The sequence below is a fragment of the Flavobacterium sp. TMP13 genome (assembly GCF_050847115.1).
Taxonomy (GTDB): domain Bacteria; phylum Bacteroidota; class Bacteroidia; order Flavobacteriales; family Flavobacteriaceae; genus Flavobacterium.
The window spans coordinates 1617597-1636827 of the sequence record NZ_CP193656.1; the positions used below are offsets into that span (position 1 = coordinate 1617597).

At 35.2% G+C, this 19231-nt stretch carries 16 protein-coding genes; 10 read left to right on the forward strand and 6 right to left on the reverse strand.

Going from position 1 to position 19231, the window contains the following annotated elements:
* Window positions 1-33 precede the first annotated feature (33 nt).
* Window positions 34-867, forward strand: coding sequence for a hypothetical protein (locus ACRASX_RS07015; protein ID WP_432222885.1), 834 nt, complete (start codon window positions 34-36; stop codon window positions 865-867).
* A gap of 54 nt (window positions 868-921) precedes the next feature.
* Here the strand turns inward: ACRASX_RS07015 and ACRASX_RS07020 are convergent, their stop codons facing one another.
* Entirely contained in the window at window positions 922-2949 is a 2028-nt protein-coding gene (locus tag ACRASX_RS07020) for a M3 family metallopeptidase (RefSeq protein WP_432222886.1), read from the reverse strand.
* A gap of 198 nt (window positions 2950-3147) precedes the next feature.
* Between ACRASX_RS07020 and ACRASX_RS07025 the strand changes: the two genes are divergently transcribed.
* Entirely contained in the window at window positions 3148-3819 is a 672-nt protein-coding gene (locus ACRASX_RS07025; RefSeq protein WP_432222887.1) for a hypothetical protein, read from the forward strand.
* A gap of 139 nt (window positions 3820-3958) precedes the next feature.
* Here ACRASX_RS07025 and purE read toward each other — a convergent pair whose 3' ends face one another.
* The 5 genes from purE to ACRASX_RS07050 all read right to left on the reverse strand — a co-directional run bounded on the left by purE (window position 3959) and on the right by ACRASX_RS07050 (window position 9854).
* A complete protein-coding gene (gene purE / locus ACRASX_RS07030) occupies window positions 3959-4444 on the reverse strand; it encodes a 5-(carboxyamino)imidazole ribonucleotide mutase (RefSeq protein ID WP_432222888.1) in 486 nt (161 codons plus the stop codon).
* An 83-nt stretch (window positions 4445-4527) separates the two neighbouring features.
* Window positions 4528-5688: a 5-(carboxyamino)imidazole ribonucleotide synthase gene (locus tag ACRASX_RS07035; protein ID WP_432222889.1), complete on the reverse strand. Its 1161-nt coding sequence runs from the start codon at window positions 5686-5688 to the stop codon at window positions 4528-4530.
* A 54-nt stretch (window positions 5689-5742) separates the two neighbouring features.
* The gene (locus ACRASX_RS07040) at window positions 5743-6189 is read right to left on the reverse strand and encodes a hypothetical protein (RefSeq protein WP_432222890.1); all 447 of its coding nucleotides are present in this window, start codon (window positions 6187-6189) and stop codon (window positions 5743-5745) included.
* A gap of 126 nt (window positions 6190-6315) precedes the next feature.
* Window positions 6316-8406 (reverse strand): TonB-dependent receptor, encoded by a 2091-nt coding sequence (locus tag ACRASX_RS07045; RefSeq protein ID WP_432222891.1) that lies wholly within the window; start codon window positions 8404-8406, stop codon window positions 6316-6318.
* Between the two features lie 173 nt (window positions 8407-8579).
* Window positions 8580-9854 (reverse strand): PQQ-dependent sugar dehydrogenase, encoded by a 1275-nt coding sequence (locus ACRASX_RS07050; RefSeq protein ID WP_432222892.1) that lies wholly within the window; start codon window positions 9852-9854, stop codon window positions 8580-8582.
* Window positions 9855-10036: 182 nt separating this feature from the next.
* Here ACRASX_RS07050 and hpt point away from each other — a divergent pair, with 182 nt between their 5' ends.
* The 8 genes from hpt (at window position 10037) to radC (ending at window position 19229) form a co-directional block, all read left to right on the forward strand.
* Window positions 10037-10567 carry a hypoxanthine phosphoribosyltransferase gene (hpt, locus tag ACRASX_RS07055; protein ID WP_066313172.1) on the forward strand — a complete coding sequence of 177 codons (531 nt, stop codon included), beginning with the start codon at window positions 10037-10039 and terminating at the stop codon, window positions 10565-10567.
* 105 nt (window positions 10568-10672) lie between these two features.
* Window positions 10673-11245 (forward strand): adenylate kinase, encoded by a 573-nt coding sequence (locus ACRASX_RS07060; RefSeq protein WP_432222893.1) that lies wholly within the window; start codon window positions 10673-10675, stop codon window positions 11243-11245.
* Between the two features lie 197 nt (window positions 11246-11442).
* A complete protein-coding gene (locus tag ACRASX_RS07065) occupies window positions 11443-12723 on the forward strand; it encodes a hemolysin family protein (RefSeq protein WP_432222894.1) in 1281 nt (426 codons plus the stop codon).
* 153 nt (window positions 12724-12876) lie between these two features.
* Window positions 12877-13878 (forward strand): GTPase ObgE, encoded by a 1002-nt coding sequence (gene obgE / locus ACRASX_RS07070; RefSeq protein WP_066313175.1) that lies wholly within the window; start codon window positions 12877-12879, stop codon window positions 13876-13878.
* A gap of 176 nt (window positions 13879-14054) precedes the next feature.
* Window positions 14055-16199 carry a S46 family peptidase gene (locus ACRASX_RS07075; protein WP_432222895.1) on the forward strand — a complete coding sequence of 715 codons (2145 nt, stop codon included), beginning with the start codon at window positions 14055-14057 and terminating at the stop codon, window positions 16197-16199.
* Window positions 16200-16330: 131 nt separating this feature from the next.
* Complete coding sequence (locus tag ACRASX_RS07080) at window positions 16331-17029, forward strand: tetratricopeptide repeat protein (protein ID WP_432222896.1); 699 nt, start codon at window positions 16331-16333, stop codon at window positions 17027-17029.
* Window positions 17030-17052: 23 nt separating this feature from the next.
* Window positions 17053-18408, forward strand: a complete 1356-nt coding sequence (locus tag ACRASX_RS07085; protein WP_432222897.1) for a UDP-N-acetylmuramate--L-alanine ligase — start codon at window positions 17053-17055, stop codon at window positions 18406-18408.
* Between the two features lie 128 nt (window positions 18409-18536).
* Window positions 18537-19229: a RadC family protein gene (gene radC / locus ACRASX_RS07090; RefSeq protein WP_432222898.1), complete on the forward strand. Its 693-nt coding sequence runs from the start codon at window positions 18537-18539 to the stop codon at window positions 19227-19229.
* Window positions 19230-19231 lie beyond the last annotated feature (2 nt).

The following is a 19231-nucleotide window of genomic DNA, read 5'->3' on the forward strand; positions in this document are numbered from 1 at the left end:
GTTGATTTGTTAGTAATTGATTAGATTTATCTTATGAAAATAGGCTCTGCGCTTTTAAATTTTTATATTAACGGCAGTATTCACGTGGCTTTGTCGTGTTACGCTTTAGTGCATTTAACGTTTCACATGTTTCAAATTCCGGGAGATGAAAGCAGCGCATTATTTGTCTTCTTTGGTACAATAGTCGGCTATAATTTTGTAAAATACGATGCCTTAGTACGAGTGCAACGTATTGCGATGCGTATTCAGTTAAAATTTATCGCTGCACTGAGTCTTTTTGCTTTTGTAATGGTGGGTTATTATTTTTTTCAACTGCAACGAATCACTCAAGTTCTTTCGATAATAATTTTAGCATTTACCCTGTTGTACACTTTGCCTTTTTTTCCGAATAAAAAAAATGCGCGCAATTGGGCAGGAGTGAAAATTTATATTGTTTCCTTATGCTGGGTCGGCGCTACTGTAGTGTTACCAGTAATAAATGCAGAAATCCCCATCACAACTGACTTTTTCTTGAAATGCTTACAGCGTTTTATATTGGTTTTTGTTTTGATTTTGATTTTCGAAATTATTGATGTCGAAAATGATGATCCTCATTTGCAAACCGTTCCACAGCAAATTGGTGTGAAACGCACAAAAATATTAGGATTATTGTTGTTGCTGCCTTTTTATTGCTTCGAATTTTTAAAGATTAATTTTGATAAAAACCAGCTCATTGTCAATTTGATTATGGTGAGCGTGCTATCGCTTTTTATAATTTACGCCAAAGCCAATCGTTCCAGATATTACAGTTCATTTTTTGTAGAAGCTGTGCCAATTTTTTGGTGGCTTTTAGTGGTTTTTTTTGATTTACGGATGATACAATTATAAAAAAAACCGAAGTAGAAATACTTCGGTTTTTAAAATATATAATGATTGATACTCCTATAAAAGTCCAGCTCTTTTCAACAATGCATCTGGACTTGGTTCTTGTCCTCTAAAACGTTTGTACAGTTCCATTGGTAATTCGGTTCCACCTTTTGACAGAATGTTGTCTTTGAATTTTGTTGCCACTTCTTTATTAAAAATTCCTTTCTCTTGAAAATAGGCAAAAGCATCTGCATCCAAGACCTCAGCCCATTTGTAACTATAATATCCAGAAGAATATCCGCCTTGAAAAATATGCGAAAATGAAACCGACATGCAATTTTCGGCTACATCAGGATATAAAGTAGTGCCTTCAAATGTTGCTTTTTCAAACGCTTTGATGTCATTTATTGCAGTGGGGTTGTTGCTGTGAAATGCCATATCCAAAAGTCCAAAACTAATTTGTCTCAAAGTTGCCATACCTTCTTGAAAACTCGCACTTTCTTTGATTTTTTCTACATATTCTTGCGGAATAATTTCGCCAGTTTCATAATGTTTGGCGAACAATGCCAAAGCTTCAGGTTCGTAACACCAGTTTTCCATTACTTGACTTGGCAATTCTACAAAGTCCCAATAAACGGAGGTTCCAGACAAACTTGGATAAGTGGTATTGGCCAACATTCCGTGCAATCCGTGACCAAATTCATGAAACAAAGTTGTTACTTCATTAAATGTCAAAAGCGAAGGTTTGGTTTCTGTGGGTTTGGTAAAATTACAAACGTTAGAAATATGGGGGCGCTCATTTACACCATCTTTAATGGATTGTGATTTGAAAGAAGTCATCCAAGCACCATTTCGCTTTCCTTTTCTTGGAAAGAAATCTGCGTAAAATATGGAAACCAGTTCGCCAAATTCATCTTTCACTTCATAAATCATCACTTCTTCGTGGTATTTATCAATGTCAAAAACCTCGGTAAAAGTCAATCCGAATAATTTTCCAGCGATGGTAAAAGCGCCGTTTAGAACATTTTCTAATTGAAAATAAGGTTTTAATTTTTCATCGTCTAAATTGAATAATTTCTGCTTCAATTTCTCCGAATAATAAGCGGCATCCCATTTCTCCAATTTGTCAATACCGTCTAACTCTTTCGCGAAAGCGGTTAATTCGGCAAACTCTCTTTGAGCAGCAGGTCTTGCTTTGGCTAATAAATCATTTAAGAACGATTTTACTTTATCTGGGTTTTGAGCCATTCTTTCTTCCAAAACAAAATGAGAATGCGTTTCATAGCCTAATAAATTGGCTCTTTCAAAACGAAGTTTGGCAATTTTTAAAGTGATTGCTTTGTTGTCGAATACGTTGTCTTGAAACGCTTTTTTACCAGCAGCAATGGCCATTTCTTTGCGCAGTTCGCGATTGTCGGCATACGTTACAAACGGAATATAACTAGGGTAATCCAACGTAAAAATCCAGCCTTCTAATTCCTTGCTTTTTGCTAAAGATTTTGCGGCTTCTATAGTTCCGTCTGGTAAACCTGCCAAATCGCTTTCGTTCGTAATGTGCAATTGATAACTGTTGGTTTCGGCCAATACATTTTCTCCAAAAGTCAATTTTAATTTGGCCAATTCGGTATCAATTTCACGCAATTTTGATTTTTTATCTTCCGAAAGTAAAGCGCCATTTCTAGAAAAGCTTTTGAATTTTTTATCCAATAAAGTGGCTTGTTCAGCAGATAAATTCAAACTATCTTTTTGCTCGTAAACTGTTTTTATTCTCTTAAATAAATCTTCGTTTAAAGTAATGTCGTTGCTGAACTCTGTTAGCAAAGGCGAAACTTCTTGGGCGATTTTTTGCATTTCGTCACTCGTTTCTGCCGAATTCATATTGAAGAATATAGACGACAATCGGTCCAAGGCATTTCCTGAAAAATCCAAAGCCTCAATTGTATTTTCAAAAGTTGGAGCTGCTGAATTGTTAATTATAGCATCTATTTCAGCTTTTGCGGCAGCGATATTTGCTATAAAAGCGGGTTTGTAATCGTCCATTTTAATTTGAGAAAATGGCGCTGTATCGTATTTGGTATTGAATTTCTGAGTAAGTAGTGTCATTATGGAGTTGTTAATTATGATTTTATGAAACCTAATTTTTCGAATGGTAAATATAACGATTTATAAAAACAAGAATGCCTTCGGCTGTTTTGATTACTGTTAAACTTGACAAAAGGCTGTGTGGCAGTGGGCAATAAAAAGGTATCTTGTAGGTTAGCTTCTGCTTCAAGAAGTTCATAAGCAAATAATATAGTAAAGATGAATTATAAAATAGAAATAAAGCGCGTTGATACGGTTGATGAATTGGAAGGATATTGGTCTAATGATGATTTGATTCAATTGTTAGAAAAGTTCAATTATCCAGATGGCGCAACCGCAGATAAAAGTAGTTTGTTTGAGTTATTACAAATGGCGATTTCTGACTACGAGCCAAGTGGGGCCGCAGAAATTGCACTTGCCCACAAATTGTCTGAAGAACTCAATGAAGGACAAATTCAGCAAATTGCACACAACATGTTGATCGATAAAGTGTGTGAAGAATATCCTGAAATCCCTTTGCAGGGGCGATTGTATCATGTCAATCAGTTGCTTTTTAAGGCCTATAATGGAACGTTTCCTAATGCTAAAGCTTCGGTTGTTTATTTTTCAATGACAGCAGAAGAAGCGGATGCAGCAAAGATATTAACAAGAGAGAATGTGTTGAAATTATTGAATACTGGTTTGTCGGATCGAAATTTAATCAAGCGATTATTTGACGACCAAATGACACAGAATATTCCGTTTCCAGAAGCAGAAGGAATTATTTGGGAATTAATTACAGAAGACAATGTTAATTATACTTTGGTAACTTCTGAAAACTGGATTAATAGAGAGGATTTTACCGATTTTCAATTTGAAAGTGAGCTGGAAGAAATAGCGGAAGAGGCATAAATACTTTGCTTGAATATTTTAGATGAAAAAGGCTTCCAGTTCATAGGAAGCCTTTTTATTTGTCTGTTTTTTTGAACACGGATTTCACGCATTAGCACAAATTAATTTTCTAAACTTTGTCTGGTTTATGGTGTGATTATTATTTTTTCAAACTTTCAGAAGCTTTGATTACGGCTTCTTTCAGTTCTAATTTATAAGCAATTATGCGGTCTAAAACGTCTTTATTGCTGCTTCCAATAATTTGCGCCGCTAAAATTCCAGCATTTTTAGCACCATTTAGTGCAACAGTTGCAACAGGAACGCCGCCTGGCATTTGCAAAATAGACAAAACAGAATCCCAACCGTCAATTGAATTGCTTGATTTTACAGGAACTCCAATTATAGGAAGAGGAGACATCGAAGCTACCATTCCTGGTAAGTGTGCCGCTCCGCCAGCTCCCGCAATAATTACTGAAATTCCGCGGGTGTGTGCGTTTTGACTGAAATCAAATAATTTCTCGGGCGTTCTGTGCGCTGAAACGATATCTACTTCAGTTTCGATATTAAATTGTTTCAAGATGTCTATGGCTTCTTGCATGACTGGCATGTCTGAGATGCTTCCCATTACTATGGCTACTTTGCTCATTTTTTTTATTTTGATTGTGGGATTGAAGAAATTAAAAAAATAGTTTGATAATTTTTTAATCTTTCATTCTTTAAATTTTTTAATTATTTCGAAATCACTCGAATCGTGTTCTTCACATCTTCAGCAATTCGCCTGGCTTCAGCCATATTTTCGTTCACGATGGTTACATGTCCCATTTTTCTAAAAGGGCGGGTTTGTTTTTTTCCGTAAATATGTGGTGTCACGCCATTCCAGCCTAAAATGGTTTCTATGTTTTCATAAACAACATCTCCAGAAAACCCTTCTTCACCTACCAAATTCACCATAATTCCAGCTACTTTACTTTCAGAATTTCCTAAAGGTAAATCTAAAATAGCACGCAAATGATTTTCGAATTGTGAAGTAAAACTTCCTTCAATACTATAATGACCAGAATTGTGTGGGCGAGGAGCAACCTCATTCACGATAATTTCGTCATCAACGGTTTGAAACATTTCTACTGCCAAAAGTCCAACATGATTGAATTTTTCGGAAACATTCAATGCAATTGCTCTTGCTTTCTCAGCCACCGTTGCATCAATACGGGCAGGGCAAATTACATACTCGACTTGATTTGCTTCTGGGTGAAATTCCATTTCAACCACAGGATACGTTTTTATTTCTCCTGATGGATTGCGACAAACAATCACAGCCAATTCGTTTTTAAACGGAATCATTTGTTCCACAATACATTCTACATTAGGAAGACTATCTAAATCAGCGATTTGGCGAATCACTTTTACACCATTTCCATCGTATCCAAATTCGGTACATTTCCATACAAAAGGCAATTCAATCGCTACTTGTTGCTTACTCATTTCTAACTTCAGATTTTCTAAATTAGAAAATCTTTGATATGCCGCAGTTGGAATATTATGTTGGGTATAAAAATCTTTTTGAGTGCCTTTATTCTGAATTTTTCGTAATGTTTTAGGAGAAGGATATACTTTTAAGCCTTCGCTTTCTAATTTTTCTAAAGCTTCCAAGTTGACCAATTCAATCTCAAAAGTCAAAACATCAACTTGTTTTCCGAAATTATAAACGGTGTCGAAATCCATCAAATCACCTTTGAAGAATTTATTGCAAGCAATTTTACTTGGAGCTTCATCGCTTGGGTCCAAAATGTAAGTTTGTATGTCGAACTTTCGAGTGTCAAACAAGAGCATTTTTCCTAATTGTCCGCCGCCTAAAATGCCTAATTTAAAATCAGAAGAAAAGTAATTCATCGTTGTGTGTTTGTGATTGGCAAAGATACTTTATAATGCGTAAATACTAAAACGCTATTTTATTTTCTTCAAAACTTCTCTTGCCACTGCTTGATAAGCATAAGAATGAGCCGCATAATCTTTAGTCAGTATGATTTGCAGTTCAGGATGAATCCAATCGTAATACTTTCCTAAAATATACAAAGTACGCATGCAATACGCTTTGGTGGCTACTTTAATGTCGTTTATAAGCCAGTCAAAAGAAGTTTCAATACAGTCTTGTAGATTTTTTTCAGAAATAAAAATGCCGTTCTCCGATTTTTTATAATGTGCTTGTATCAAAAGCTGTGTCACTTTTGCAATGGGCCGAATCGAACTTTCGTTTTTTAAAACTTTCAAATGAGAGCAAAAAAAATCCAGCTGCGGTTGCAACCAAATTAATTTTTCATAAGCGACAAACTCTAAAATATAGCAGGCTTTGTGGTTGTTTTTATCAGTCGGAGAAAAACAAATTTCAACCAATTCTTCAAATAATTGTTTGTTTTCAAGAACTTCCTGCGCATATTTTAAGCGACTTTCTCTGTACGCAGTAACAAGCTCTAATTTCCGTTGTAATTCAGACTGTATTATTTGGTTGATTTTGATCGTCTAAAATAAGTAATTTAAAGCAACGGAACCATAATAATTTACAGGCAAACCAGGATAGTAATATCGCGGCAACGCCTTCCCGAAAGCAACAGCATTAGGCAGAATTAAAGTTGCGTACTTTTCGTTGGTTGCGTTATTTACGCCCGCTGCAAGGTGCGCATTCCACTTTGGAAGGATTTCAAAACGATAACCTGTTTTTACGTTTAGTACACGATACGAATTTGCGTAAACTGAATTAGCGTCATTTAGCGGAATATCATCAATGTACTGAAAATCGCCACTCAGGTAAATGCCTAAAGTGGTATTAATGAGCACACCAACATTCGCTTTGCTTGCAGGAACTCCAGTTAATTTATTTCCAGAAAAATCAGTTCCATTGTCATCGAATTCTTTAAATTTATAATTGCCTACTGAAGCAGATACATGCGATTGAATGTCCAAAAAGGAATTTATTTTCCAATTGTAATTGGCTAATATTTCGACACCTTCGTGCAATGTTTTGCCCGCATTGGCACCAACATATTGATCATCGCCTACACGTTTGGCAACTAATAAATCTTTAATTTCCATGCGATACAAACTAACCTCTGTGTACAATTTTCTACTAAAAAAGTAGAATTTTCCGCCCATTTCAAAATTATAGCCATTCTCGGGTTTGATGCCTGTATTGATAGTCCCTGTACTGCTGAGCGTTTCCTCGGTTGCTGGTAATGAAAAACCGCGGCTTGCCGATAAATAAATGGTTCGTTCGGTACTTGGGTTGAATAACAATGACAATTGTGGCGAAAAAATACCGCCGTAACTGTATTTTTCAGTTGATTTTAAATTGTAATTTTCTATTTCAAATTGTGTCGCATTGTAATTTATTCCTGCTTGCACTTCAAATTGCTCAGCAAGTAAAGTTCTAATTTGCGAAAACACATTGTAAAACTGCCTTTTTTGACCTGTTTCGGTAAGTGAATTGCCTTGTAAACTGCCTTGATTGTTATTTTGCTTGTATAAGTTTTCGAAAGTATTGCCTTTGTAGGTATCTTGAAAATATTCGATGCCAGTTATAAAATGATTGGCAACATTTTTAATCTTAAACTTTCCTGAAAATTGTGTTCGTGCACCACTTGCAAACGTATATTGTTTTAAAATGTCAAAAGGTCTGGCTTCGTTGTTGTCTTTGTAATTGACGAAAATTGAAGTTGAATTTTGTAAATTATCGTTGAGTTGAAAATCATAAGCCAATCCTGCCAATGTCGATTTGTATTCTTTATATCCTTTGGAAGCAACCCAAGTAGCTGCTCCAGATTTTGGATTATTTTCGAACAAATCTTTGCTAATTGAACTCGGAATGAAAGCTTTTAAATACGTGTAATTTGAAAAATAAGTCAGTTTGCTATTTGCTTTTTTTAGCAACTCAACGGCTAAGGTTATTCCTTCTCTATTGTAGGCGCTATTTTCTCGCCAACCGTCTGTTTCTAGCTTATGGTAGCTTAAATTTACACTTGCTTTTTCTTTGTTTAAATTATAGTTGAACGTATTCTTCAATAAACTATTGGAACCAACAACGGTGCTGATGCTGGCGCTTTGACCAATGGTAGTTGACAACTTCGGAGAAATTAAAATTGCTCCGCCTAAACCAGCGCCGTAAACGCTAGACAATGGTCCTTTTATAATTTCAATTTGGTTTAAAGTTTCCAAATCAATATCATCGATAACTGTTTCACTATTGCCAGAAGTCAACGGAATACTTCCGTAAAAAGCCCTGATTTTATTGGTTCCATAAGGTGTTCTCGCACCAATACCTCGAATTGAAATTCGGCTTGTCGTAAAATTTGCTGATTGCATGAACACGCCAGGAATGATATTTAGCACTGTACTAATATCTGTGCTGTTGTTTTGTGCTAAATCGGCTTGAGATAAAATTCCGATAGATGCGGGTGCATTTTGTAATTTAGTATTAATGTGCAGCGGACTGATAATTACTTCTTGCAGCTTTTCTGTTGTAAGCGTGTCAATTTTTTTGCTGCTTTTATTTTGAGCACTTATATTTACAAAACACAAGAGCAAAAAATTAAGAAAGTAGTATTTTTTTGGAATCATAATCCGTTGAGTGAAATTATTAAACACATAGAAACATAGGAATTTGAATTGCGCTACAGAACTTTATTTCAAAATTTTGGAGCCACATTTCTTCGTGTTGCATTTAAAATTGAATTCACGTCTGCTTGCCTAAAAAAATATGTTTCTATGTGTTTAAAAAATTTATAGATAGTCTATTTGTTTGCTGTTACTTTCCAGATAACATTCCCGGTATCGTCATTTACCAATAGTGAACCGTCATTCATAACGGTAACCGCAACAGGACGACCGTAAACTTCTGCTTTAGATTGATCAGCTATAAAACCAGTCAAAAAATCTTCGGGCTTACCAGACGGATTTCCGTCAGCAAACGGAACAAATACCACCTTATATCCTGCAATATTCGCGCGATTCCAAGAGCCGTGTTGGCCTACAAAAATTCCGTTTTTGTATTTTGAAGGAAAAGCATCTTTGTTGTAGAAAGTCAAGCCTAGCGAAGCAGTATGTGCTCCAACAGAAACATCTGGAATAATCGCTTTTGCAGCTAAATCTTTGCCTTCGCCCTTCAATCTAGGATCCAAAATATTTCCGTAATACGAATATGGCCATCCATAAAACCCATCTCTTTTTACGCTAGTAATATAATCGGGTACCAAGTTGTCTCCCAATTCGTCTCTTTCATTAACTGCTGTCCAGAGTTCGCCATTAACTGGATTAAAATCCATTCCCACTGGGTTTCTTAAGCCAGCGGCATAAATTTTTTCACCCGTTCCATCAGGATTAATTTCTAAGATATTGGCACGACGAATTTCTTCTTTCATGCCATTTTCGCCAACATTACTGCCTGATCCAACCGATATGTAAATTTTTGTCCCTTCGGTATTGGCAATTATATTTCTTGTCCAGTGGTTGTTGTAACCTCCCGCAGGAAGATCAAGAATTTTTTCGCCTTTAGTTTCTAATTTTAGCGGATTATTTTTATACGGATAACGGTACAAGCCATCGGTGTCTGCAATGTAAAAAAAGTCTTTCAGCACTAACATACCAAATGGTTTGTTGAGGTTCGAAATAAAAACATTTCGCGTTTCAAATGTTCCATCTTTGTTGGCATCTCTAAAAACCGTGATCTGGTTTTTTGAAGTTCTCGTTCCGCTTTCCACTACAAAAATATCAGCATTGGGAGCAATGTAGGTCCAACGCGGGTTTTCTAATCCGTCAGCAAATTTAGAAACCGTAAAACCTTCGGGTGCTTGCGGCAGTTTGCCTTCAGGCCAATTGACCATTCGGCTGCCTTTTGCAACAGATTCTGTGGCATAGGGCGGCGGCAATACCAAGTCGCCAACCGCTGTTTTTACTGTAACTTCTGGCTGCTGTGCCAACTTTTCTTTGGTTGCTTCTTTTACTTGTCCGTTGCAGGCCGTCAAAAGAAGTATTAGGGATGTAGAAAATACTTTGGTTATGGTTTTCATTTCAATTTCAGATTAAATTTATAGCACAACAATTTACCTAATTTAAAAGAATTTTATAGGAAATATTTGTAAAAATTAAGTGATATTTAACTTTTTCAAAATAATAAATCAGCCTTATATTTTCACGTTTAGTTTTATTTGTAATTCTGTATCTTTGCAGCTTATTTAAAAAGTAAGAATTAATGATCCAACTTCACGATAAACAATTTGTTCCGTTTATTTCTGCTAAAGAAATTGAAATTGCAATTGCAAAAATGGTGGTAAAAGTAGAAGCAGATACAGCTAATGAAACTCCAATTTTCATCGGAGTACTTAATGGCTCTTTTATGGTGGTTGCTGATTTTGTGAAAAAATACAGTTATCCGTGCGAAGTTTCTTTTGTGAAATTAAACTCATACGAAGGGACGGAGACGACCAATGAAGTGAAAGAACTTATTGGGATTAACGAAGATTTAACTGGGCGAACAGTAGTGATTTTAGAAGATATCATTGACACTGGAAACACATTGGTAACATTAAAAGAAATGTTTGCCAATCAAAACTTGAAAAGCTTGAAAATTGCCACTCTTTTTTTTAAACCTGAAGCGTACAAAAAAGACATTACAATAGATTATGTTGGAATTAGAATTCCAAATAAATTTATTGTTGGCTACGGTTTAGACTACGATGGTTTGGGACGCAACTTGCCCGAAGTTTATCAGGTTCAAGAGTAAAAAGAATTAACTGAAACTATAAATACATAACTACACAACTAGAAATATTTTAGAAAGAAAAATACAACTTTTCATTTTTAAATGTTTCAACTTTTAAATTACATTATGATCAACATTGTTTTATTTGGAAAACCTGGAGCAGGAAAAGGAACTCAAGCTGAATTTTTAAAAGGAAAATACAATCTAACACATCTTTCAACCGGAGATATTTTTAGATATAATATTAAAAATGAAACCGAACTAGGGAAATTAGCCAAAACCTATATGGATAAAGGCGACTTAGTTCCAGATGAAGTAACGATCCAGATGTTGCAAAGTGAAGTAGAAAGTAATCAAGATTCAGCAGGATTTTTATTTGATGGTTTTCCAAGAACAATTGCGCAAGCAGAAGCACTAGATGCTTTTTTAGTTTCTAAAGGAGAAAAAATCACCGCAACCGTTGCATTAGAAGCTAATGATGAAATTTTAGTAGCGCGTTTGTTAGAAAGAGGAAAAACTAGCGGAAGACCAGACGATCAAGACGAGGAAAAAATTCGCAACAGATACCAAGAATACAACGAGAAAACTGCACCATTAATGGGTTATTATAAAGAGCAGGATAAGTTTTACGCTGTAAACGGAATTGGTTCTGTCGCAGAAATTACTGAGCGTTTAGGCGCTGTGATTGATAGTTTGTAATTCAAATAAATAGAAACAGTTTGAGGTTTAATCACCATACAATTCAAACTGCACAAAATAATTTTCCGCTAAGAAATTGAGGCGATTGACGTTCAATGAAACTTAATTTCTTAGTGGTTTTTTTTAAATTAAAAAGGGTTTGTTGGCTAACAAATCTTTTGTTGTTTAACGTAAAGTGTAACTCTTTTTCAAAATATATGGCACTATTTATTATTTTCTTATTGATTCTGCTCAATGGCTTTTTTTCGATGTCAGAAATTGCATTGATTTCTGCTCGTAAAAGTAGATTAGAGACTTCAGCAAAAAAAGGAAATAAAAGTGCTAAAATTGCATTAGAGCTGGCCAATTCGCCAAATAAATTTTTATCGACTGTTCAAATCGGAATTACGTTAATCGGAATTTTAACCGGGATTTACAGTGGAGATAAAATTACTGCCGATGTGCAGGTTTTTATTGGAGAATTTGCTGTATTGCGTCCGTATGCAGATTCTATTGGTGTGGGAATTGTCGTGGTTGTTTTAACTTTTTTCTCGTTGGTTTTGGGAGAGTTGCTACCGAAACGAATTGGATTAAATTTTCCGGAAACCATTGCAAAAACATCCGCGATGCCAATGAAATTTGTTTCGATAATTACAGCGCCATTTATTTGGTTATTGACCCATTCGACTGATTTTTTACTGAACGTTTTACAAATTAAACCTTCAGCAGACGGCAAGATAACCGAAGAAGAAATTAAGGCCATTATAAAAGAAGGAACAGAAGGTGGCGAAGTACAGGAAATTGAGCAAGACATTGTAGAACGCGTTTTTCATATCGGTGATCGAAAAGTGAATTCGTTAATGACACACCGCAAATCGGTAGACATGCTAGTTTTAGATTGGGATGCCGCCGCAGTAAAAAAAGCAGTTTTAGAAGATTTACATACTACTTATCCCGTTTACAAAGACAATTTTGACGATATCGTTGGTATTGTTACACTTAAAAATATTTTTGCAACTATTGAAAAAGAAGATTTTAGTTTGGCTAAAATTATGACCACGCCTTCTTTCATTATGGAACATACTACTGCATACAGAGCGTTAGAGAGTTTTAAATTAACTGGCGTACATCATGCTTTAGTAGCAGATGAGTATGGCATTTTTCAAGGAATAATTACGCTGAATGATATATTGGAAGCGTTAGTTGGTAATGTATCGGATTTTTATAAAGAAGAATTTCAGTTATTAGAAAGAGAAGATGGTACTTGGTTGGTTGATGGACATTATTCGTTGCATGATTTTTTAACCTATTTTGAGTTGGATGATTTAATAAACGATTATGATGTTACAACGGTCAGCGGAATGATAATGACAGAGTTATCAAGAATACCGAAACAAGGCGATAAGTTAAATTGGAATAATTTTCAATTGGAAATTATCGATATGGATGGTATTAAAATTGACAAAGTTTTGATTAAAAGAAGAAAAGAAAAAGAATAGAAATAGTTTTTATATTTAGAGGAGAATCTACAATTTCTCGGAATTCTAGATTTTAAAAGCTAAGGTTGACAACAAGAATAGAAGACTAAAAGTAAGAAGAAAAGCAGCTAAGGGCTGATTTGCTTTTTATTTCGGTCAAAATAAAAAAAAGTTATGACAGAAGGGAATTTTGTAGATTACGTAAAAATATTTGTTTCTTCGGGAAAAGGAGGAAAAGGTTCTACACATTTACATAGAGAGAAATTTATTGAGAAAGGTGGTCCAGATGGTGGAGATGGTGGACGTGGTGGGCACGTAACTTTAATTGGAAATAAAGGACTTTGGACATTATTTCACTTAAAATTTGCGCGCCATATTAAAGCAGGGAATGGTGGAGATGGAAGTGGTGACCGAAGTACAGGTGCCGATGGAGAGGATAAATTTATCGAAGTACCATTAGGAACCGTTGTTAAGGATAAAGAAACTGGAGAAATTCTTTTTGAAATTACGGAGGATGGCGAACGTCAAATTTTGTCAAGAGGAGGAAAAGGTGGATTAGGAAACTGGCATTTTAGAAGTTCAACAAACCAAACTCCAAGATATGCACAACCGGGTTTACCTGGAATAGAGATGGATATTATTTTGGAATTGAAAGTACTGGCCGATGTAGGTTTAGTAGGTTTTCCTAATGCTGGAAAATCAACTTTGCTTTCAGTATTAACATCTGCAAAACCAAAAATTGCTGATTATCCGTTTACGACTTTAAAACCTAATTTAGGAATTGTAGCCTACCGCGATTATCAATCGTTTGTAATTGCCGATATTCCAGGAATTATTGAAGGTGCTGCCGAAGGAAAAGGATTGGGTCATTATTTCTTACGTCACATTGAAAGAAATTCTACCTTACTGTTTTTAGTTCCTGCAGACGCCAAAGACATTAAAACAGAATATGATATTTTGGTGAATGAATTGACCAAGTACAATCCTGAAATGTTAGACAAAGAACGTTTGTTGGTAATCTCTAAATGCGACATGCTCGACGATGAGTTGCAAGTAGAGCTAAAAGCAGAACTAGATGAACAATTAAAAGGAGTTCCTTTTATGTTTATTTCATCTGTGGCTCAGCAAGGTCTGACCGAATTAAAAGATAGACTTTGGAAAATGCTTAACGACTAAGTTAGTTTCCAATCAAAATACAGGCGTTCTAGAGATAGAGCGCCTTTTTTTAAGGTTTAAATTGCTAGTATCGTAAAAAAACATGCTTTTTATAGCTGTTTTCTACACATTTATGATTTTCAAGTGGATGTAATTTCGAAAATGACTTATCTTCGCAAAACTAATTCAATTATTATATGAAAAAAATAATCTTATTTGTATCGATGTGCCTAATGGCATTTCCTGTAAGGGCCGATGAAGGAATGTGGTTCTTAATGTTTCTAGACAGACTCAACCATAGAGATATGGAAAAAATGGGTTTGCAACTGACTGCTGAAGAAATTTACAGCATTAACAATCACAGTTTAAAGGATGCAATTGTGCAGTTTAACGGTGGTTGTACAGCAGAAATGGTCTCTAAAAGTGGTCTTGTTTTAACGAATCACCATTGTGGATACGATGCCATTGCAGAACTTTCTAGCGCTGAACAAAATTATCTAAAAGATGGGTTTTGGGCTAAAAGTCGTGCCGAAGAAATGAAGCCAAAATCACTATACGTTCGTTTCTTTGTTCGTATGGATGATGTTTCAAAACGAATTTTATCAAAAGTGGATGATAAAATGAGTGAAACCGATCGCAACAAAGCAATTCAGCAAGAAATGGCTTTGATCGAAAAAGAGAACAGTGAGAACGGAAAATATGTAGTGTCTGTTCGACCTTTTTTTCAAGGAAATGAATATTACTATTTTGTCTACCAAGATTATAAAGATGTACGTTTAGTAGGAACGCCACCAGAAAGTATTGGAAAATTTGGAGGAGATACGGATAACTGGGAATGGCCACGTCAAACGGGAGATTTCTCTATGTTTAGAGTGTATGCTGATAAAGACGGAAATCCGGCAGAATATTCTAAAGACAATGTGCCTTTGCAACCTAAACACCACTTACCTGTAAGTTTAAAAGGTGTTAAAGAAAATGATTTTGCTATGATTTTGGGATATCCAGGTAGAACCAATCGTTGGATGCCAGCGGGCGGAATTGAGCAAAATGTAAAGTATGCTTATCCGGCTTGGGTTGAAGGTGCAAAAACTGGAATGGACCAAATGAAAAAGTATATGGACAAAGATGCAACGGTTCGTTTGCAATATGCGTCAAAATATGCTTCTACAGCCAATTACTGGAAAAACCGTCAAGGTATGATTGATGCGTTGACGAAAGCAGGAACAGCCGCTACAAAAGCAGAACAAGAAGATAAGTTCTACGAATGGGCAATGAAGCCAGCGAATAAAGAAAAGTACGAAAACGTAATTCCGACTATTAATGAGTATTACAGAATAACAAATGTAAAAGCAGCTCACGATAGTTATTTAATGCAACTTTTACGTACGTCAAGTTATGCAACGGGACCAGCCAATTTAGGAAACTCTTTGATTGCTTACTACAAAGAAAACGATGCTAAAAAAGCAGAAATGCTACCTAAGATTACTGCATTAATCGATAATATTTATGGAGAGTTTTATGCACCGCTTGAAAAAGATGTGTTGGCTGCTCAATTAAATCTATATGCTTCTAAAGGTACTGAATACGGTTTGCCAGCGCAAATTGCTAAGATGAAAGCAGAGAATAACGGTAACTTTACAGCTGATGTTGCAAAAGCAACGGAAGTAAGTTATTTTACATCTAAAGAAAAAGTGCTTGCGTTTATGGCAGATCCTAAACCATTGGCAATTGTACACGATCCTTTGTATATTATTTCTAACGATTTATTGACAAAATACCGTGCTAAGAGTGATTACCAAGCCATATCTGATGATGGATTTGCAATTGCTTACCGCAAATTAGTAGAAGGTTTAAGAGAATCAAAATTAAATACGATTCAATATCCAGATGCTAACTCTACTTTACGATTATCTTACGGAAAAGTACGCGCCTTGCCTGAAGACAAACGCAATGACGTTAAAATCAACAATTATACAACCATGGAAAGTATGGTTAAAAAGTATAAAGCTGGTGATGCTGAATTTGATTTGCCAAAAAGATTGTTGCAATTAAATAAAAAGAAAGATTTTGGTCAATATGCCGACAAAGAAGGGTATATGCCAGTTAACTTTTTAACCGACAATGATATTACAGGAGGAAACTCAGGTTCACCGGTGATTAATGGCAAAGGAGAATTAGTTGGTATTGCATTTGATGGAAATATCGAAGCAATGGCTGGAGATGTTATTTTTGATCCAAACTTGCAAAGAACAATTAACGTTGATATTCGTTATGTGCTTTGGGTGATTGATAAGTACGCTGGAGCTAAAAATATTATTGACGAATTGACTATAGTGAAATAGTTTAATTTTGACTGTAAAGATTTAAACCACCATGACCTTGTTATGGTGGTTTTTTTTTGTACAAAACAGTATGAAATACAATTATTTCCCAAAAGTAAATGCAGCACAATTTATTTACTTATTTTTGAGCTATGAAGCAACTTGTAATATTCTTTCTTTTGGTAACCAATTGTATGTGGGCTCAATCTGATTTTGAAAAGGGAGAAAAGCTTTTTCAGAAGAAACAATATGCGCCAGCGAGAACTGCGTTTGAAAGTGTTGTAAAAACTACTCCAAATAATTTAAAAGCAATTGAATATTTAGGAGATATTGCGGGGGCAGAAAAAAAATGGGATACCGCATTAGTATACTATAAAAAGTTAAAGCTGACTAAGCCATCAGAAGCTGATTATTTTTATAAATACGGTGGAGCTCTCGGTATGAAAGCACTAACTGTTAATAAATTTAAAGCTTTAGGAATGATTGATGAAGTGAAAGGATCATTTGAAAAGTCGATTCAGTTAGATTCTAAACACATTCCTGCACGTTGGGCATTAATCGAATTGTATCTGCAATTACCTGCAATTGTTGGCGGAAGCGAATCTAAGGCAGTCGCATATTCGGATCAATTGCAAAGAATTTCTGCAGTCGATGGTTATTTGTCACAAGGCCGAATTGATGAATATTTTAAAAGATATAAAATGGCAGAAGAACAGTATAAAAAAGCTGTTACTGTTGGAGGAACAAAAATTTGCTATCAAAAATTAGCCGATTTATATCAGAATAAAATGGAGCAACCAGATAAAGCCAAGATCGTTTTAGAAGAATACAAAAAGAAAATATCAAATTAATTGACCAACAATTCGAATACAATATGAAGACACATTTTATTGCCATTGGCGGAAGTGCAATGCATAATTTAGCTTTGGCGCTACACAATAAAGGATATAAAGTAACGGGCAGTGACGATGCTATTTTTGAACCATCAAAATCACGCTTAGAAAAAAAAGGAATTTTACCTGAAGAAATGGGTTGGTTTCCTGATAAAATTACCGCTGATTTGGATGCGATCATTTTAGGAATGCATGCCAAAGCTGATAATCCAGAACTACTGAAAGCGCAAGAATTAGGTCTAAAGATATATTCATATCCTGAATTCTTATATGAACAATCCAAAAATAAAACGCGTGTTGTTATTGGAGGTTCGCACGGTAAAACAACTATTACTTCTATGATTTTGCATGTCATGCATTATCATGCTATTGAAGTTGATTATATGGTTGGTGCACAATTAGAAGGTTTTGATACGATGGTGCATCTTACAGAAGAAAATGATTTTATTGTTTTAGAAGGTGATGAGTATTTGTCTTCACCGATTGATCGAAGACCAAAATTCCACCTATACCAACCTAATATTGCTTTAATTTCCGGAATTGCTTGGGATCATATTAATGTTTTTCCAACCTACGAAAACTACGTCGAGCAATTCGAAATTTTTATTGAAAAGATTTCCCGTGGAGGAATATTAATTTATAATGAAAATGATTCAGAAGTAAAACGTGTGGCCGAAGCCGCTACAAACCCAATTCGTAAATTACCCTATTCAACGCCCAATTATAAAGTTGAAAATGGAAAAACGTTATTAGAGACGCCCGAAGGTTTAATGCCAATTGAAGTATTTGGTGCGCATAATCTAAATAATTTGGCTGGAGCAAAGTGGATCTGTCAAAATATGGGTGTTGATGAAGCCGATTTTTACGAAGCCATTGCTAGTTTTAAAGGCGCTTCAAAAAGATTAGAGAAAATTGCAGAAGGACATGGTAAGGTCGCCTATAAAGACTTTGCACATTCACCAAGTAAAGTAGCTGCGACCACAAAAGCAGTAAAAGAACAATATCCAGATCGAACACTTATTGCGTGTTTAGAACTGCATACCTATAGTAGTTTAAATGCGGAATTTTTGAAAGAGTATGAAGGTGCTTTGGAATTTGCAGATACCGCAGTGGTTTTTTACTCGCCAGATGCAGTAAAAATAAAACAATTAGAAGAAGTGACTTACGAGCAGATCGCGAATGCTTTCAATAGAAAAGACCTCGTTATTTACACAAATCCAAGTGAATTTAAAGACTATCTTTTTAATATAAATCTAGAAAATTCGGCATTATTACTAATGAGTTCAGGTAATTATGGTGGACTTGATTTTGATGAAGTGAAACGTTTAATAGAATAATTTTAGAATAATTAGATTAGAAGCCAATTAGCAATCGTTAATTGGCTTTTTTATTTCTGCTCACTTCAGATTTTATTGAAAGATTTTTCTTGTATATTAGTAAGTTTTAATTGTAATTTTTCAAGAATATGGAACAAACAAATTTTCCCATTACACACTGGTCAGAAGATGATAGGCCTCGAGAGAAATTAATGTTGAAAGGGAAAAGTGCGTTAAGCGATGCCGAGCTAATTGCTATTTTGATTGGATCTGGAAGTCGAAATGAATCGGCGGTCGATCTCAGTAAAAGAATTTTAGCAAGTGTAGCTAATAACTTGAATGCTCTAGGAAAAGTATCTTTATCGCAATTAATTAGTTTTAAAGGAATAGGAGAGGCAAAGGCGATCACAATTATTGCTGCACTAGAGTTAGGACGCAGAAGAAGAGCGGAGGAGGCTGTAGAACTTACCAAAATCACATCGAGCAAAGTTGTTTTTGAGATTATGCAACCAATAATAGGCGAGTTGCCTCACGAGGAATTTTGGATTTTATATTTGAATAATTCCAATAAAGTGCTTTCTAAAGCGCAGCAAAGCAAAGGCGGTATTACAGGAACGATGGTTGATGTTCGTTTGGTTTTTAAAGCAGCACTCGAATTAGGGGCAACCGCAATAATTTTGTGTCACAATCATCCATCTGGTGCTTTAGTTCCCAGTGAAGCAGACAAGCACATTACAAAAAAATTAAAGTTGGCTGGTGAGAGTTTAGATGTTAAAGTTTTAGATCATCTTATCGTTACTGAAACAAAATATTATAGTTTTGTAGATGAAGGAATATTTTAAAA

Excerpts from the sequence above, each read along its gene's own strand:
- ACRASX_RS07050 (WP_432222892.1), bottom strand. The coding sequence starts at position 9,854 with ATGAAAACCATAACCAAAGTATTTTCTACATCCCTAATACTTCTTTTG.
- ACRASX_RS07035 (WP_432222889.1), bottom strand. The coding sequence starts at position 5,688 with ATGAATTACTTTTCTTCTGATTTTAAATTAGGCATTTTAGGCGGCGGA.
- ACRASX_RS07015 (WP_432222885.1), top strand. The coding sequence starts at position 34 with ATGAAAATAGGCTCTGCGCTTTTAAATTTTTATATTAACGGCAGTATT.
- ACRASX_RS07075 (WP_432222895.1), top strand. The coding sequence starts at position 14,055 with ATGAAAAAAATAATCTTATTTGTATCGATGTGCCTAATGGCATTTCCT.
- purE (WP_432222888.1), bottom strand. The coding sequence starts at position 4,444 with ATGAGCAAAGTAGCCATAGTAATGGGAAGCATCTCAGACATGCCAGTC.
- ACRASX_RS07020 (WP_432222886.1), bottom strand. The coding sequence starts at position 2,949 with ATGACACTACTTACTCAGAAATTCAATACCAAATACGATACAGCGCCA.
- ACRASX_RS07025 (WP_432222887.1), top strand. The coding sequence starts at position 3,148 with ATGAATTATAAAATAGAAATAAAGCGCGTTGATACGGTTGATGAATTG.
- ACRASX_RS07080 (WP_432222896.1), top strand. The coding sequence starts at position 16,331 with ATGAAGCAACTTGTAATATTCTTTCTTTTGGTAACCAATTGTATGTGG.
- radC (WP_432222898.1), top strand. The coding sequence starts at position 18,537 with ATGGAACAAACAAATTTTCCCATTACACACTGGTCAGAAGATGATAGG.
- ACRASX_RS07045 (WP_432222891.1), bottom strand. The coding sequence starts at position 8,406 with ATGATTCCAAAAAAATACTACTTTCTTAATTTTTTGCTCTTGTGTTTT.
- hpt (WP_066313172.1), top strand. The coding sequence starts at position 10,037 with ATGATCCAACTTCACGATAAACAATTTGTTCCGTTTATTTCTGCTAAA.
- obgE (WP_066313175.1), top strand. The coding sequence starts at position 12,877 with ATGACAGAAGGGAATTTTGTAGATTACGTAAAAATATTTGTTTCTTCG.
- ACRASX_RS07060 (WP_432222893.1), top strand. The coding sequence starts at position 10,673 with ATGATCAACATTGTTTTATTTGGAAAACCTGGAGCAGGAAAAGGAACT.
- ACRASX_RS07065 (WP_432222894.1), top strand. The coding sequence starts at position 11,443 with ATGGCACTATTTATTATTTTCTTATTGATTCTGCTCAATGGCTTTTTT.
- ACRASX_RS07085 (WP_432222897.1), top strand. The coding sequence starts at position 17,053 with ATGAAGACACATTTTATTGCCATTGGCGGAAGTGCAATGCATAATTTA.